The following is a 15,370-nucleotide window of genomic DNA, read 5'->3' as shown; positions in this document are numbered from 1 at the left end:
CGACGGTGAAGATCAAGGTCGACAAGTCTCTGGCTGCGTCGATAACGCTCCACGTCCTTGTACTCGGATGGGGATTGGTCTCCTTTTCGGCGCGCTCCTACGAGGTGCCGCAGGACTCCCTTGTGGTCGACGTCATCTCCGCCGATCAGCTCGCAAAGGTCACCGCTGGCACGAGGAACGGCGAGAAGGACAAGCCGAAGCCGCTGGTCGAAAAGGTCGCCGAGGCCAAGCCGATCGATGAAGCCGTCGGCAAAGTCACCGAGAAGCAGGAGATCATCACCTCATCGGCACCGCAGCCGCCGCCGAAGCCCGTGGAAAAGCCGGTCGAGAAGAAACCCGAGCCGCCAAAGCCCGTTGAGAACAAACCCAAGGACGAGCCGAAGCAGGTCGAGAAAAAGCCTGATCCGCCTAAGGTCGATCCGATCGCGGAAGCTCTGAAGTCAGACGACAGCAAGAAGCCAAAGCCCAAACAGGAAGCGAAGGCCGCTCCGCCGAAGCCGCCGAAACCGAAGCAGGAGCGCGTGTTCGACGAGAGCAAGATCGCGGCGCTGCTCGACAAGCGCGACCCGACTCATCAGGCCATCACGGGTGCGGCGCTCAATGCATCCGCTTCGCTCGGCTTGCACAGCGGGAATGCCGAGTCGAACGTCGCGACCTGGAAGGGCGCGTTTGTCGCGGCCGTCAGGCGCTGTTTCAATTTCCCGTACAATGGGCAGGATGCTGACCGATTCGAGGCCGACATCGACATTCAAATGCGGCCCGACGGAACGCTCGCGTCGGAGCCCACGATCGTAGCGGTCCGCGGACCTTCAACATCGATCGGCAATGCGATGGCCGAGAGCGCCAAGCGAGCGATCGTGCAATGCCAGGCTTATGCGTTCCTGCCCAAGGAGCAATATAACACCTGGAAGTACATACCGATGACATTTGGCCTCAAAGACATGATGTGAGCGCGAACTGGAAAGCAAGAACTGCAATGAATAAGACCCAATCCTTTACCCGGCGCCACTTCATGATGGCGACTGGATCAGCCTTTGCCTTGTTGGGTGCGCGATCCGCATTCGCGCAGCGGCTGCAAATCAACCCGGACAATTTCCAGCCGATTCCCATCGCGATCCCGAACTTCGTGCCGGGCTCGCCGGCGGACGGCCAGGTCGGCGCCGATGTGACCGGTGTCATCACCAACAATCTCAAGCGCAGCGGCCTGTTCGCGCCGATCGACCAAGCAGCCTTCATCGAGAAGATCACCAACATCGACGTGGCGCCGCAGTTCCAGAACTGGAAGAGCATCAACGCGCAGGCGCTTGCCACCGGCCGCATGACGAGGCAGCCCGATGGGCGCCTCAAGGCCGAATTCCGCCTGTGGGACGTCGTCTCCGGCCAGCAGCTTGCCGGTCAGCAATATGTCACCGCGCCGGAATATTGGCGGCGCATCGCGCACATCATCTCCGATCAGATCTATTCGCGGCTGACCGGCGAGAAGGGCTATTTCGACAGCCGCGTGGTCTTCGTCGACGAGAGCGGCCCGTCGGAGCGGCGCATCAAGAAGCTCGCGATCATGGACCAGGACGGCGCCAATGTGCGCTATCTCACGCGAGGCTCCGACCTCGTGCTGACGCCGCGCTTCTCGCCGTCGAGCCAGGAAATCACCTATATGGAGTTCGGCCAGGGTGATCCGCGGGTCTATCTGTTCAACATCGAGACCGGGCAGCGCGAGATCGTCGGCAACTTCCCGGGCATGTCGTTCTCGCCGCGCTTCTCGCCCGATGGCCAGCGCATCATCATGAGCCTGCAGCAGGGCGGCAATTCCAACCTGTTCGTGATGGATCTGCGCTCGAAGGCCACCACGCGGCTCACCGACACGCCCGCGATCGATACCTCGCCGTGCTACTCGCCCGATGGCAGCCAGATCTGCTTTGAGTCCGATCGCGGCGGCAAGCCGCAGATCTATGTGATGCCGGCGCAGGGCGGGGCAGCGCAGCGCATCTCCTTCGCCAAGGACGACGTCAACGCCAGCTACTCCACACCGGTGTGGTCGCCGCGCGGCGACTATATTGCGTTCACCCGGCAGGGCGGCGGCCAGTTCTCGATCGGCATCATCAAGCCTGATGGCACCGGCGAGCGCCTGCTCACCTCCGGCTTCCACAATGAGGGGCCGACCTTCGCGCCGAACGGGCGGGTGCTGATGTTCTTCCGCGATCCCGGCGGCAACAGCGGGCCGTCGCTGTACTCGATCGACATTTCCGGGCGCAATGAGCTGAAGGTGCCGACGCCGGGTTACGCCTCCGATCCGGCCTGGTCGCCGCTGCTTTCGTGAAAGGTGAGGGACAGGGACTCGGCAAGCTTTGCCTAGCTTGCTGATTTTGCAAGCATATTTCGCCTCTATGAAAGCCAAGACAACCACTCACTAACGATGTTCCCTCAGAAAGGCTTCATCAGGGAGAAGTAGAACTGCACATTCCGGAACAGGATGTGCGCGTCCCCGATGCAGCTTGCGACCGAAATCAAAGAGGCCGATCAGCAGATGTCGCGATCCATTCACGCGGCACTGATTGATTCGTTGTTCCAGGATCCCGGCTCGCTGTTTGCCGGCGCGCTTTGCGCTGCCATCGCCGCCTTCATGACCGCCCTGAAGACCGGCAATGCCTGGCTATGGCTCTGCGTGGCTCTTCTCATCGTCGTCGGCGCCGCGCGCGTACTCGACATGCGGCAGTATAAGCGTCTCAAGTCGACGATTACGCCGGCCGAAACGGCGCGTTGGGAGATGCGCTACCAGGTCGGCGCGATTGTGTACGCGGCCGTGCTAGGTCTGTGGTGTGCGATCGCGATCCTGGGCAGTCATGACGCCGTCGCCCATATGATCTGCACATCCGTGACCCTCTGCTATTTCGCGGCGGGCGGCGGCCGCACCTACGGCCGCCCCTGGATCTTCCATGTGCAGATGCTGCTCGCCTGCGGCGCGCTGACCGTGGCTCTGCTGCTGTATGGCAGCCCCTATTATGCCGGCATGGCGGTGCTGAACGTGCTGTTCTTCTTCGCCCTTAAGCACATCTCGACCCGCCTGCAGGACATCTTCGTGCGTGCACTGCTCGCGCGGGAGCGCGAAGCCGCGCTGGCCGGCCAGTTCGATACCGCGCTCAACAACATGCCGCACGGCCTGTGCATGTTCCGGGCCGACGGCCGGCTTGCCGTCATGAACCATCGTTTCTGCGAGATGATGCAGCTCTCGGACGATCTGGTGCGTGGCGGCGCGACCGCCAGCGACATCGTCCAGGCCTGCGTCCACACCGGATCGATCTCGGCGGCGAGCGGCAATGTCATTCTGGCGGAGATCGAAAATTCGCAGGCGCATGGCATCATCACCGCCGACCCGGACATCTTGCGCGGCCGTTCGCTGTCATGGGCGTTCCAGCCGATGTCCGGCGGCGGCGCGGTGGTGCTGGTCGAGGACATCACCGAGCGACGCAATGCCGAGGCCCGGATCAGCCATCTGGCGCGCTATGACGAGCTGACGGGATTGCCCAACCGCGTCAGTTTCCGCGACGAGATCGAACGCCTGCTGAAGACGCCGCATGACCCCGGCAAGGTCTCGGCGCTGCTGTTCGTGGATCTCGACCAGTTCAAGCAGGTCAACGATACGCTCGGTCACCCCTGCGGTGACCAGCTCTTGTGCGCGGTCGCGGATCGTCTGCGTGCAATGCTCCGCCCGGAGGATTTCGTCGCGCGTTTCGGTGGGGACGAATTCGTGGTGTTCCAGCAGAATATCGCGTCCGCCGAGGACGCCGCAGCGCTGGCGCGGCGCATCGTCGATCATTTGAGCGAACGCTACAAGATCGACAATCATCTCGTCGAGATCGGCGCGAGCGTCGGGATTGCCTTGACCGCCGCGGAAGTCAGCGCCGATACGCTGTTGAAGAACGCCGACATGGCGCTCTATCGCGCCAAAGCCGACGGCCGTGGTACCTATTGCTTCTTTCACGACGAGATGGCGCAGACCGTCGAGGCGCGCCGCATTCTCGAGCTCGACCTGCGCAAGGCGCTGGTCAACGAGGAATTCGAGCTATTCTTCCAGCCGCTGGTCAATCTCAAATCCGGCAAGATCACCGTCTGCGAGGCGCTGCTGCGCTGGAATCACCCGGTGCGCGGCACCGTGTCGCCAGTCGATATCGTCCCGGTCGCGGAGGACATGGGCCTGATCGTCGATCTCGGTCGCTGGATCCTGCGCAAGGCCTGCATGGAATGCATGAAGTGGCCGGAAAACGTCAGCGTTGCCGTCAATTTTTCCCCGCAACAATTCCACCAGCGCGACGTGCTGAACGAGATCCGCTACGCGCTGGAAGTGTCGGGCCTGCCGGCGGAGCGCCTCGAGATCGAGATCACCGAATCCTCCCTGCTGCGCAACACGCAACTCACCCACGATGTGCTGTCGCAGCTACGCAATATCGGCGTCCGAATCTCCCTGGATGATTTCGGCACCGGCTATTCGAGCCTGAGCTATCTCCACAACTTCCCGCTGCAGAAGGTGAAGATCGACCGCTCCTTCCTCGAGGGTATAGATGCCGATCGCCCGCTGACGCTGCTCCGCGGCGTCGCGCGGCTGTCGGCCGATCTCGGCATGCAGGTGGTGGTCGAAGGCATCGAGACCAACGAGCAGCTCGAGCTGATCAGTGCCGACGGCAGCGTCACCGAAGCGCAAGGCTATTTGTTCAGCCGTCCGGTACCCTCAGTGCGGATCCGCCAATTATTGAATGCGTCCTATGGCCGCCCCGCAGCGGAAGCGGAGCTGCACGTCGTGCCCTCGCGCTCGATCGCCTAAAGCTTCACCGGCATCTGCGGACAGGCGGCGGCGATTCATCGCGGGCCGGCATTAACCCTAATAGCTCGACTGCTTTGCGTCTTGGTTAAGGAGCTGTTAACGTTCGAAACCTCGCCTGTTGGTTGTCGTTGCGTTTGCGTATCTGGAGTGCCCCCATGAGGTCTGCGGCCAAAGCCGTCGCCGTGATTCCCGAACGCAGTTCATATCCTCTCGAGAACATCGACTACCGGCTCGCCGAAACTCCCGAAGAAAAGGATCAGATCTACCGTCTGCGCTATCGCGCCTATTTGCGCGAGGGAGCAATCCTGCCCTCGGAAACGGGGCGGGTCGTTGATCGGTATGACGACCTGCCAAACACCTATGTTTTCGGGGTGTACATTCATGGCGAACTCTACAGCTCGATCCGGGTCAGCGTTCTGACGCCCGAGTGGCGCGAATCCCCTTCGGCCGCAATGTTCTCGGATCTGCTGCAACCGGAGTTGGAGCGCGGAAAAATCGTCATCGATCCAACGCGCTTCGTGGCGGCCCCCGAGAAGGCCAAACGGTTTCCCGAACTGCCCTACGTGACGGTTCGTCTCGGCTACGTGGCTTGCGGTCATTTCAATGCCGATATCGGGCTCGCCAATGTCCGTCCGGAGCACCGCGCCTTCTACCGCAGGGTCTTTCTGCAGGAACCGTGGGGCGAGCCGAGATTGCATCCGGGCCTGATCAAGCCCGTCGGGTTGATGGCGGCCCATTATCCCAGCATCCGGGAAAAGGTGTTCCAGCGGTTCCCCTTCATGCGCTCAAGCGCCTTCGAGCGACGAAAATTGTTCGAACGCCGCAACGAGGCCTTTTCGGTCGCGCAGGCGCCCACGCACGGGACAGAGCGCACCCCGATCGCGGCACAGCACTCGAATTCGATCGTCAACCCCGCCTAACGCGCCGGCAGCTCCATTCAGATAGATGAATGCCCGCTCAAATCCGGGTGGGTAAAAGGCCGCCGGTCGGCTTGCCTTCACCCTCGCGCCACATTTACAACCCATTAACCATCACGGTTGCTTTTCGTCGTCTGGGGGCATTTGACTGGGATTGGCAACATCCCATCAAGGTTGACGGAACGTTCGCTTAACCAAGCCTCTGTAGATCGGATAGCAGTTGAGATGCGTGAGCGTGGAGGCTCCCGAATGAAACACCCTATGCGTATCCTCCAGGGACTGAAATTGGCCGCGGTGCTCGCGGTCGCCCTGTCGATGGGCGCTTGCGCCAACAAGAACCTTGGCGCTGATGCGATGGCTAGCGCCGCGGCCCCGGGCAGCCAGCAGGATTTCGTGGTTAATGTCGGCGATCGCGTGTTTTTCGAGAGCGATCAGAGCGATTTGAGCCCGCAGGCGATCGTGACCCTGGAAAAGCAGGCGCAGTGGCTGCAGACCTACCCGCGCTACACCTTCACGATCGAAGGTCACGCGGATGAACGCGGCACGCGCGAATATAACATCGCGCTCGGCGCGCGCCGCGCGCAGTCGGTTCGCAACTTCCTGGTTTCGCGTGGAATCGACGCCAGCCGGATGCGGACGATCTCCTACGGCAAGGAGCGCCCGGTTGCGGTCTGCAATGATATATCCTGCTGGTCGCAGAACCGCCGCGCAGTGACGGTCCTGAACGCCAGTTCTTAATCATCCGGCAGTTGACTGAAATGCGAAAACCGGCGCCCGCAGCGCCGGTTTTGTTTTCGCGCAAGGCCGTACGAACCCATTTGAATCAGTCACATTTTTGGCGTACTCCCTCGGCCTAGGTGCGGCCGTTTCCGCTTCCGCCGATTTCGTCGTCAGGGTCACATGCGATCCAGGTTTCACAAGTTGAGCTGCGCAGCGGCGCTTGCCGCGCTGGCTGCGCTGTCATCCCAGGCCTTGGCTCAGTCGGATGATGGAGATCCGGAACTCCGCATCCAGCGGCTTGAGGAACAGTTGCGGCAACTCACGGGCCAGAACGAGGAGCTGCAGTACCGCAATCGACAGTTGGAACAGCAACTCCGCCAGTTGCAGGGGGGCATGCCGGCTGCACCGGGCCAGCCGGGCGTCGCTGCGGCGTCTCCGACGCAGCCTGCGCCCGGATACGGTCAACCGCAGGTCCAGCCGGGCTATTCGCAGCCGCAGGGCCAGCCGGGTTATGCCCAGTCGCAAATTCCGGCGCCCGCGCCGATCATACAGGAACCCTCGACGCCAGTGGGCGGCGCGACTCGCCGCGGCGATGCTTTCGACCCGAGCCAAAACCCCAATGCGCCTGGCGCGCCACGAGCGCTTGGCGGCGGTCAGCTTCCCATCCAGGCGGGTGCGTCGGTCGGCGCGCCCGGCGGTCGTGCACCCGGCGAGCCGCTTGATCTAGGTGCAACGCGCTATCAACAGGGCAACGTGGCCGCTGCGCCTCCCGTCGGTCCGGGCGGCACGGGGCTTGCGACGGCGCCGCCGTCGAACTCGCCGCGCGATGAGTACGATCTCGGCATCGGTTATATGCAGCGCAGGGATTATGCGCTCGCCGAGCAGACCATGCGCAACTTCGCGCAGAGATTTCCCACCGATCCGCTGGTCGGGGATTCGCAATATTGGCTCGGCGAAAGCTACTTTCAGCGCCAGCAATACCGCGACGCCGCGGAAGCGTTTCTCGCGGTGACCACCAAATACGAAAAGTCGTCGAAAGCCCCGGATGCGCTGTTGCGGCTCGGGCAGTCGCTGGCCGCATTGAAGGAGAAGGAGGCGGCTTGCGCCGCTTTCGGCGAAGTGATGCGGAAATATCCGCGCGCTTCCACAGGGGTCAAAGCGGCCGTCGATCGCGAGCAGAAAAAGGAAAAATGCTGACGCGCCGCTTTGCGATCTTGCCGGCACGGGCCTGCCTCGCCCGCCTTTTCACTGCGCAGGCGAGACCGAGAGACCAGCGTTGACGTAAACGCCGGTCGGCCATCTCTTCTCTCGTGAGGTCCCGAGGGCCTTCGCCCGCCGGTTCCGTAGGGCTTGCCTTGCGGCGTATCTTGAGATTCGGCACCGGCTTGCGGTTCCTGATAAAACCGTCGCAACACAAGCGGACATTTCCGAGCCTGGCGACGTCATGGCAGAGGACGACAACTCCCCGATCTCGGCGCAGGATGCCAAGCGCCTGTTTGCCGACTGGAAGACCGCGCCCGCGCTCGTGCTGGCCGTCTCCGGCGGGCCCGATTCGGTCGCGATGATGTGGCTGATGGCGCGCTGGCGCCGCTCTCTGTCACGCGGACCGCGCCTGATCGCCGTCACCGTGGATCATGGCCTGCGGCCCGAGGCTGCGCGCGAAGCGCGCGAGGTGAAGCGGCTCGCGCGTGAACTTGATCTGCCGCACCGGACGCTGCGCTGGAGCGGTGAGAAGCCGAACACCGGCGTGCCGGCCGCAGCCCGCGAGGCGCGCTATCGCCTGTTGGCGCAAGCAGCCAAGGCCGCTGGGGCGAGCCACATTGTCACAGCGCATACCCGCGATGACCAGGCCGAAACGGTGTTGATGCGGTTGTTGCGCGGCAGCGGCGTTACCGGTCTTGCCGCGATGGCCCGCGTCACCGAGCGCAACGGCATTGCGCTGGCGCGCCCACTGCTCGACGTCGCGAAGTCGCGGCTGATTGCAACCTTGGACAAGGCGAAAATCATCTACGCCGATGACCCAACCAACCGTGACATGGCGTTCACGCGGCCGCGCCTGCGTGCGCTCCTGCCGGCGCTTGCCGCCGAGGGCGGCGATGCGCGTTCCTTGGCGCGGTTGGCCATGCGGCTCTCAAGGGCCAATGCCGCCGTCGAGGTGCTGGCCGATGGCGCCGAACGCTATCTCGCCTTGAAGGGGCAGGGCGCATTGCAGGCTGCCCGCAACTGTGTCGTGTACGATGCGCAAGCCTTTGCGGGCCTGCCTGAGGAGATCCGGCTGCGGCTTCTCATGCGCGCCATCAATCGCTTCGGGCATGAGGGGCCGGCCGAACTCGGTAAGCTCGAAACCTTGATGGCGCAGCTTGACCGTAAGTTTACGGAGAAACCAGGGAAGGCGGGACGCGGGGCAGGCGGCATCCACCTCAAGCAAACCCTTGCTGGTGCGCTGGTAAGCCTCAAGGCGGGCCAGATCCGCATCGAGCCGGCGCCGGTCCGGCGCCGGCGGGCGGGCTGAGGCGGCCCGGCAACAAGGCCCTTCAAAGAGCCTCGAAAGAGCCTTGGCAAAGGGGCAGGGCAAATGGCAAACGAGTTATCTCGATTGCCGCTTTAATTGCGCTGTCAGGGCCTTAACCACCTCGCAAAACGCGGTGCTGGACGCCATTTTTTGAACCGGAATCGCGTTAGGATGCGCTAAATAGTCCTGCGTGGTTCCCTTGGCAGCAAGACGAGTGGTACCTAAATTGTGATACGGTCGACCGGGGGATTCCCTCGTGGCTTCCCAGGGATAGGTCCAAAGGACATGAAGGCCGCGATCCGCGCGACCACGAAGGAAGATCAATGAACGCCAATTTGCGCAATTTCGCCCTCTGGGTCATCATTGTCCTATTGCTGTTGGCGCTGTTCACGCTGTTTCAGAATCCCGGTCAACGTACGTCGTCGCAGGACATCTCGTTCTCGCAGCTCTTGACTGAAGTCGACCAGGGCCATGTCCGTGACGTCGTCATCCAGGGGCCGGAGATCCACGGCACCTTCACCAATGGCTCGTCGTTCCAGACCTATGCGCCGAACGATCCGACGCTGGTCCAGCGCCTTTACAACAGCAAGGTACAGATCACCGCGAAGCCGCCCGGCGATAACGTGCCGTGGTTCGTCTCGCTGCTCGTCTCCTGGCTGCCCTTTATCGCTCTGATCGGTGTCTGGATCTTCCTGTCGCGCCAGATGCAGGGTGGCGCCGGCAAGGCGATGGGCTTCGGCAAGTCGCGCGCAAAAATGCTCACCGAGGCGCACGGCCGCGTCACCTTCGAAGACGTCGCAGGCGTCGACGAGGCCAAGCAGGACCTGCAGGAGATCGTCGAGTTCTTGCGCGATCCCGGCAAATTCCAGCGGCTCGGCGGACGTATTCCGCGCGGCGTGCTGTTGGTCGGTCCGCCCGGCACCGGCAAGACGCTGATCGCGCGCGCGGTCGCAGGCGAAGCCAATGTGCCGTTCTTCACCATTTCCGGTTCCGACTTCGTCGAGATGTTCGTCGGCGTCGGCGCGTCACGTGTGCGTGATATGTTCGAGCAGGCCAAGAAGAACGCGCCTTGCATCATCTTCATCGACGAAATCGACGCGGTCGGCCGCCATCGCGGCGCGGGCCTTGGCGGCGGCAATGATGAGCGCGAACAGACGCTCAACCAATTGCTGGTCGAGATGGACGGCTTCGAGGCCAATGAGGGCGTGATCCTGATCGCGGCCACCAACCGGCCCGATGTGCTCGATCCCGCACTGCTGCGTCCCGGTCGCTTCGACCGCCAGGTCGTGGTGCCGAATCCCGACGTGGTCGGCCGCGAGCAGATCCTTAAAGTTCACGTGCGGAAGGTCCCGCTCGCGCCTGATATCAATTTGAAGACGATCGCGCGCGGAACGCCCGGCTTCTCCGGCGCCGACTTGATGAACCTCGTCAACGAGGCGGCGCTGACCGCTGCGCGGCGCAACAAGCGCATGGTCACGCAGGCCGAGTTCGAAGAGGCCAAGGACAAGGTGATGATGGGCGCCGAACGCAAGTCGCTCGTCATGACCGAGGAGGAAAAGCTCCTCACCGCTTATCACGAAGGTGGCCATGCCATCGTCGGTCTCAACGTCGTCGCCGCTGACCCGATCCACAAGGCCACCATCATCCCGCGCGGTCGCGCGCTCGGCATGGTGATGCAGTTGCCGGAGCGCGACAAGCTGTCGATGTCGCTGGAGCAGATGACCTCGCGGCTCGCCATCATGATGGGCGGCCGCGTCGCGGAGGAGCTGGTGTTCGGCCGCGAGAAGGTGACCTCCGGTGCGGCCTCCGACATCGAGCAGGCGACGAGGCTCGCGCGCATGATGGTGACGCGCTGGGGCCTGTCGGAAGAGCTCGGCACCGTGTCCTATGGCGAGAACCAGGACGAGGTGTTCTTAGGCATGTCGGTGTCGCGCACTCAGAACGCGTCCGAAGCCACGGTCCAGAAGATCGACTCCGAGATCAAGCGTCTGGTTGAGGAAGGCTATCAGGAGGCCACGCGCATTCTCACCGAGAAGCGCGGCGACCTCGAAACCCTGGCCAAGGGCTTGCTCGAGTTCGAAACGCTGACCGGCGAGGAGATCACTGATCTTCTCAAGGGCAAGAAGCCGAACCGCGAGTCGGTACTGGAGCCGGCTGCGCCACGCGCCTCCGCCGTGCCGCCGGCCGGCAAGCCGCGGCCACGCCCCGATCCGGACCCGGGTCTGGAGCCGCAGCCGCAGGCATAAAGCCATCTCCACATGGCCGGTTATTCCGGCAAACCGCTCACGCAGAAGCTCGGCATCAAGCCGGGCTTTTGCATTTTTGTCAGCGGCGCACCCGCAGCCTATGAGGATATTGTCGGCCCGCTGCCCGCCGGCGTGAAGCTGGCCGCGCAGCTCAAGGCGCCGCTCGACATGGTGCATGTTTTTGCGACCGACGCGGCAGGGCTGGCCAAGATGCTGCCTGTCTGCCGCGATGCGATCCTGTCGGAGGGAATGGTTTGGGTCTCGTGGCCGAAGAGGACGTCTGGACTTACGACCGATCTCAGCGATGTCGTGGTCCGCGGCACCGCGCTGCCATTCGGTCTGGTCGACGTCAAGGTCTGCGCGATCGACGCGACCTGGTCGGGGCTGAAGTTCGTGATTCCGAAGGACCGACGCGGCTAAAGCATGATCCGGAATCATGCTCAAACAGAGATGAGATCATGATCCGATTCCGTCTGATCGGATCATGATCTAAAGGTAACGTCCTTCGGACGTTCACTATGCCGCGACTTGCGCCATCATCCTCTCACGGAGCGCGAAAAGACTCCAATCCGTTCTCCGGTGAAACTCCCGACCCAGATGCTCTCGCCAACCGCGAGCGCTCCGGTCGCGCCGCCAAGGCCTGCTTCCGCGGCTTGGTTCTCGTTCATCGTAATGAGCGGCTCAACCTGAAGACCGCTCGGCTCCAACAGCACCGAAGTGCTGCAAGATTGGCGCCCTGCTAAGGGCGAGTTCAGTGTGGGCGCGACCTCGCCATCGGTCGTCTGCACCAATATGGAAGCGGTCTGCGCCGCGGCGGTCGCCGGACTCGGTATCACTTGGACCCCCTGACTTTCTCGTCGCTGACGCGCTGGAATCGGGTCGGCTCGTCCAGGTACTGCCCTCCGAGACCACGAATGGCACTTTCTGGCTGCTTTGGCCTCCGGGCCGACATAGCTCGCCGCGGCTGCGCGCTTTCCTGGATTTCGCAAAGAGCTGGCTGCTTTAGGCGTAAGCGCTCGGTTCTGATCCCATGGAGCGCGATGGCCGGTACCCCTCCGTCCCGGGTCCCTCTGTCATCGCCGGCTCCAATCGATGTATGCTTGCAAGACGAATCAGGAGAGTTCCAGGATGGTTGCCGATAGCGACAGCAAAATCGCCTGGCACCGGGTCCAGCTCAGGAAGAATCGTGAAGCTGTGAAGGACTTGGAAAGGGCCAGGTTTACGACCGGAGACATGGGCACAAGCGCCGCCAGCTCCACGCAAGCGAGGATCGCCGAACTCGAGCAGAAAATTGCGGAGTCCGAGCGATGCATCGCCGAATATGAACGGCGGACCAGGCGTCCTCTCGGCACCGATCTACGCAGCCTCGCAAATGTAAGCTGGAGCAATTGGAATGCCGCCCAACCCCGCAAGACGGTGCTGCGGTAGACTGGCGCAGTCTCCGGTGATGAGCGCGCACCTTCAACCAATCCCGTCATCGCGAGCAGCGACGGCGACGACCCGCCGTCGTTCGCTGCGCGAGCTATAGCGAGGCGTGAAGTCCCGTCGAAGCGCCTTTGCGCATGGGCGGAAGCAAAATCCACACGATATCCGCGGAGAAAGTCTGGATTGCTTGGCTTGCGCTCGCAATGACGGGTCGGGGTTGGACGTGTCCTCTCAATTCGCTCAGCTCAGGACTGCTCTCGTCTCCCCGGCGGCGGGCTATCGCTGGCGCGACCGAACGTTCACTTAATGCGCCGGCACATGCTCCAGAAAATGCAGCACATCGTCGGTGAACTGCTGCGGATCCTGCAGGAACGAGAAATGGCTGACCTCGGGCTGGATCAACAGCCCGGCGCCGGGGACATGAGCCGCCATGAACTCGGTGTTTTCGCGCTTGATCGCCTCGTCATGATCAGCGTCCACGATCCAGGTTGGAACATGGATGTTGGCGAGATCAGCCTCCGTCCAATGCGGCTGGCTCTCCCACATCTTGGTGATCTGATCGACAAAGGCCTTGTACTCGGTCGGCGTTGGCGAGAGCCGCTTGTATTCTTCTCCGGCCCGCGCAATGAATGCATTGAAGACATCGCTCTTGGCAATGTCCGCGACTCCTGACGGATCCGAGTTCGCGGCAAAGGCGAACAGCTTTGAGATACGTTCGGGGTGATGCATGGCGATGTCGAGGCCAATGATGGCGCCGTCGCTCCAGCCCACGATGGCTGCCTTCTTGATCCCGAGATGGTCCATCAGCGCCAGCACATCCGAGGCCATCAAGTCGTAGCCGTAAGGTTGGGCGTCGCGGCTGCTGCGGCCGTGACCGCGGCTGTCCATCACGATCACCCGATAGTGCTGCTGCAGCGCGCGAACCTGATGGCCCCAGTAATTGGCATTGGCGAGACCGCCGTGCAGCAGCAGCACGGGCTCGCCGCGGCCAAACACGGCGTACCAGATCTTGATGCCATTGACCGGCGCGAAGCCGCTCTTCGCTGCCTTGGGCAGTGTCGGCGTCGGCGGCAGGTTCAGCCATTGCTGCGCCGAATGAGCCGGCGTGCCGAAGGTCAGCAGCACAAGTGCAAGGAGACAAAGTCGAAGCCGAGGCATTTCGCCCTCCTGATCCGAACGCTCATCCTACAGGAATCTTCGCAGAACCAGCAGCACGTCTCGGTGCGGATGCCACGATCTGCGGCCGGTATTCCATGATCGGATGCCGCCATGCGGTTTGCGGGAGATGCTGACTTGTTCGATTGCTGTCATAGTTCCTGCCGAAAGAATAAAAAACCTGCGGAGGAAACATGACCGAGGTCGTCGCCGGCGTTACGGCCGCGCCTGTCGCCGAGGCGAGAGGCGTCTCGCCCGCAAAAGTGTTCTGGGCCACCTGGCTCGGGTGGATGCTCGACGGCTTCGATGCCGCCATCTATGGCTACATCCTCGTGGCCGCGCTGAGCGAACTCTTGCCGGCGAGCGGCATCGAGGCGAGCCGCGCCAATATCGGCATCTATGGCGGTCTCCTGTTTTCCATCTTCATGCTGGGCTGGGCCTGTTCGATGGTCTGGGGCTGGGCTGCGGACCGTTACGGCCGCGTCCGGATGATGTGCTGGACCGTGCTGGTCTATTCAGTGTTCACCGCACTGTGCGGTCTGTCGACCGGCATCGTCACGTTCGCCGTCTTCCGCTTCCTGGCCGGTTTCGGGATCGGCGGCGAGTGGGCCGCGGGCACGCCACTGCTGCATGAATCCGTGCCGGAGAGCACGCGTGTGCGGTTGGCCGGCTGGCTGCACACGGCGACGCCGACCGGCTTGTTCCTGGCGGCTTTCGTCACGCTTGTCGGCGGCAATTTGCTCGGCTGGCGCGGCATGTTCTTTCTCGGCATTCTACCGGCGCTGTTGACGGTCTACCTGCGTATCAACATTCCGGAGCCGCCGCGCACACGCCCGACCGAGGCGACGAGGCCGTCCTTCGCAGAGCTGTTCGCGCGCGGGCAGGCGCATACGACCTGGGCGGCGGCACTGCTGATGGCCTGCATCATCTTCGGCCTGTGGTCCTCGAATTTTTGGGCGCCGACCGTGATCATCACCAAGCTCACGGCGGCAGGCAGCACGCCGGCGCATGCGCAGCAGATGGGCGCAATCGCAGGCCTCATCACCAATGTCGGCACGTTGGCTGGATGCCTGCTGATGCCGTGGGTAACAGGAGCGCTCGGCAGCCGGCGCTGGACGGCGGTGCTGTTCTTCCTGGGCTCACTCGTCGCCGTCGTGGCGAGTTACGAGCTCGCGATCGCCCATTTGGATAGTCTGATGCTGTTCCTGATCCTGCTGCCGATCCTTGGCTTCTTCACCAATGGCGTGTTCGGCCTGTTCACGATCTGGCTGCCCGAAATGTTTCCCTCGGCCTTGCGTGGCGCAGGCTCCGGCTTTGCGTTCAGCTTGGGACGGGTGCTGGGCGCGGCTGGCCCGACTTTGATCGGCGCGCTCGCCGCAACGACGGGAAGCTATCCGCTCGCGATCTCCCTCCTGTCGCTGATCTATGTCGTCGGTCTGCCGTTCATTGCGCTCGCGCCCGAGACGGCCAACCGTCCGCTGGCCAAGTAGCAATGTAGGTCAGAGCATGATCCGGCAAAGTGTGTAAGGGTTTTCCGAAAAGATCATGCTCAATCAAAGAGCTAAGGCGCGATGACGAT

At 62.7% G+C, this 15,370-nt stretch carries 13 protein-coding genes; 12 read left to right on the top strand and 1 reads right to left on the bottom strand.

Translation table 11 applies throughout. The features are described from left to right. The first annotated feature begins 5 nt into the window (after window positions 1-5). The 11 genes from P6U23_RS35000 to P6U23_RS34950 all read left to right on the top strand — a co-directional run bounded on the left by P6U23_RS35000 (window position 6) and on the right by P6U23_RS34950 (window position 12,639). On the top strand, window positions 6-950 hold the full coding sequence (locus tag P6U23_RS35000; protein WP_407176855.1) for a protein TolA: 945 nt from the start codon (window positions 6-8) through the stop codon (window positions 948-950). Between the two features lie 26 nt (window positions 951-976). Beyond that, window positions 977-2,317, top strand: coding sequence for a Tol-Pal system beta propeller repeat protein TolB (gene tolB, locus P6U23_RS34995; RefSeq protein WP_407176854.1), 1,341 nt, complete (start codon window positions 977-979; stop codon window positions 2,315-2,317). A gap of 168 nt (window positions 2,318-2,485) precedes the next feature. Beyond that, window positions 2,486-4,816, top strand: coding sequence for a putative bifunctional diguanylate cyclase/phosphodiesterase (locus tag P6U23_RS34990; protein ID WP_407176853.1), 2,331 nt, complete (start codon window positions 2,486-2,488; stop codon window positions 4,814-4,816). 155 nt (window positions 4,817-4,971) lie between these two features. Continuing rightward, window positions 4,972-5,736 (top strand): N-acyl amino acid synthase FeeM domain-containing protein, encoded by a 765-nt coding sequence (locus P6U23_RS34985; RefSeq protein WP_407176852.1) that lies wholly within the window; start codon window positions 4,972-4,974, stop codon window positions 5,734-5,736. 246 nt (window positions 5,737-5,982) lie between these two features. Further along, window positions 5,983-6,471, top strand: coding sequence for a peptidoglycan-associated lipoprotein Pal (pal, locus tag P6U23_RS34980; protein ID WP_024507356.1), 489 nt, complete (start codon window positions 5,983-5,985; stop codon window positions 6,469-6,471). A gap of 162 nt (window positions 6,472-6,633) precedes the next feature. Further along, a complete protein-coding gene (gene ybgF, locus P6U23_RS34975) occupies window positions 6,634-7,650 on the top strand; it encodes a tol-pal system protein YbgF (RefSeq protein WP_407176851.1) in 1,017 nt (338 codons plus the stop codon). A 247-nt stretch (window positions 7,651-7,897) separates the two neighbouring features. After that, a complete protein-coding gene (gene tilS, locus P6U23_RS34970) occupies window positions 7,898-8,965 on the top strand; it encodes a tRNA lysidine(34) synthetase TilS (protein ID WP_407176850.1) in 1,068 nt (355 codons plus the stop codon). 323 nt (window positions 8,966-9,288) lie between these two features. Continuing rightward, window positions 9,289-11,211: an ATP-dependent zinc metalloprotease FtsH gene (gene ftsH / locus P6U23_RS34965; RefSeq protein ID WP_407176849.1), complete on the top strand. Its 1,923-nt coding sequence runs from the start codon at window positions 9,289-9,291 to the stop codon at window positions 11,209-11,211. A gap of 12 nt (window positions 11,212-11,223) precedes the next feature. Further along, window positions 11,224-11,631: a DUF3052 domain-containing protein gene (locus P6U23_RS34960; protein ID WP_407176848.1), complete on the top strand. Its 408-nt coding sequence runs from the start codon at window positions 11,224-11,226 to the stop codon at window positions 11,629-11,631. Window positions 11,632-11,965: 334 nt separating this feature from the next. Beyond that, window positions 11,966-12,217 (top strand): LysR substrate-binding domain-containing protein, encoded by a 252-nt coding sequence (locus P6U23_RS34955; RefSeq protein ID WP_407176847.1) that lies wholly within the window; start codon window positions 11,966-11,968, stop codon window positions 12,215-12,217. Between the two features lie 122 nt (window positions 12,218-12,339). Next, window positions 12,340-12,639, top strand: coding sequence for a hypothetical protein (locus P6U23_RS34950; RefSeq protein ID WP_407176846.1), 300 nt, complete (start codon window positions 12,340-12,342; stop codon window positions 12,637-12,639). A 300-nt stretch (window positions 12,640-12,939) separates the two neighbouring features. On the opposite strand, the gene P6U23_RS34945 is transcribed toward P6U23_RS34950, so the two are convergent. Continuing rightward, the gene (locus P6U23_RS34945) at window positions 12,940-13,794 is read right to left on the bottom strand and encodes an alpha/beta fold hydrolase (protein WP_407176845.1); all 855 of its coding nucleotides are present in this window, start codon (window positions 13,792-13,794) and stop codon (window positions 12,940-12,942) included. A 191-nt stretch (window positions 13,795-13,985) separates the two neighbouring features. Between P6U23_RS34945 and P6U23_RS34940 the strand changes: the two genes are divergently transcribed. Then, the gene (locus P6U23_RS34940; RefSeq protein ID WP_407176844.1) at window positions 13,986-15,281 is read left to right on the top strand and encodes an MFS transporter; all 1,296 of its coding nucleotides are present in this window, start codon (window positions 13,986-13,988) and stop codon (window positions 15,279-15,281) included. Window positions 15,282-15,370: the final 89 nt, after the last annotated feature.

This window comes from Bradyrhizobium sp. STM 3562 (genome assembly GCF_045571435.1).
GTDB lineage: Bacteria > Pseudomonadota > Alphaproteobacteria > Rhizobiales > Xanthobacteraceae > Bradyrhizobium.
The sequence above is the reverse complement of the archived record's forward strand: the minus strand, read 5'-3'. Positions and strand labels throughout refer to the sequence as shown.

Excerpts from the sequence above, each read along its gene's own strand:
- tolB (WP_407176854.1), top strand. The coding sequence starts at position 977 with ATGAATAAGACCCAATCCTTTACCCGGCGCCACTTCATGATGGCGACT.
- P6U23_RS34990 (WP_407176853.1), top strand. The coding sequence starts at position 2,486 with ATGCAGCTTGCGACCGAAATCAAAGAGGCCGATCAGCAGATGTCGCGA.
- P6U23_RS34985 (WP_407176852.1), top strand. The coding sequence starts at position 4,972 with ATGAGGTCTGCGGCCAAAGCCGTCGCCGTGATTCCCGAACGCAGTTCA.
- pal (WP_024507356.1), top strand. The coding sequence starts at position 5,983 with ATGAAACACCCTATGCGTATCCTCCAGGGACTGAAATTGGCCGCGGTG.
- ybgF (WP_407176851.1), top strand. The coding sequence starts at position 6,634 with ATGCGATCCAGGTTTCACAAGTTGAGCTGCGCAGCGGCGCTTGCCGCG.
- tilS (WP_407176850.1), top strand. The coding sequence starts at position 7,898 with ATGGCAGAGGACGACAACTCCCCGATCTCGGCGCAGGATGCCAAGCGC.
- ftsH (WP_407176849.1), top strand. The coding sequence starts at position 9,289 with ATGAACGCCAATTTGCGCAATTTCGCCCTCTGGGTCATCATTGTCCTA.
- P6U23_RS34960 (WP_407176848.1), top strand. The coding sequence starts at position 11,224 with ATGGCCGGTTATTCCGGCAAACCGCTCACGCAGAAGCTCGGCATCAAG.
- P6U23_RS34950 (WP_407176846.1), top strand. The coding sequence starts at position 12,340 with ATGGTTGCCGATAGCGACAGCAAAATCGCCTGGCACCGGGTCCAGCTC.
- P6U23_RS34945 (WP_407176845.1), bottom strand. The coding sequence starts at position 13,794 with ATGCCTCGGCTTCGACTTTGTCTCCTTGCACTTGTGCTGCTGACCTTC.
- P6U23_RS34940 (WP_407176844.1), top strand. The coding sequence starts at position 13,986 with ATGACCGAGGTCGTCGCCGGCGTTACGGCCGCGCCTGTCGCCGAGGCG.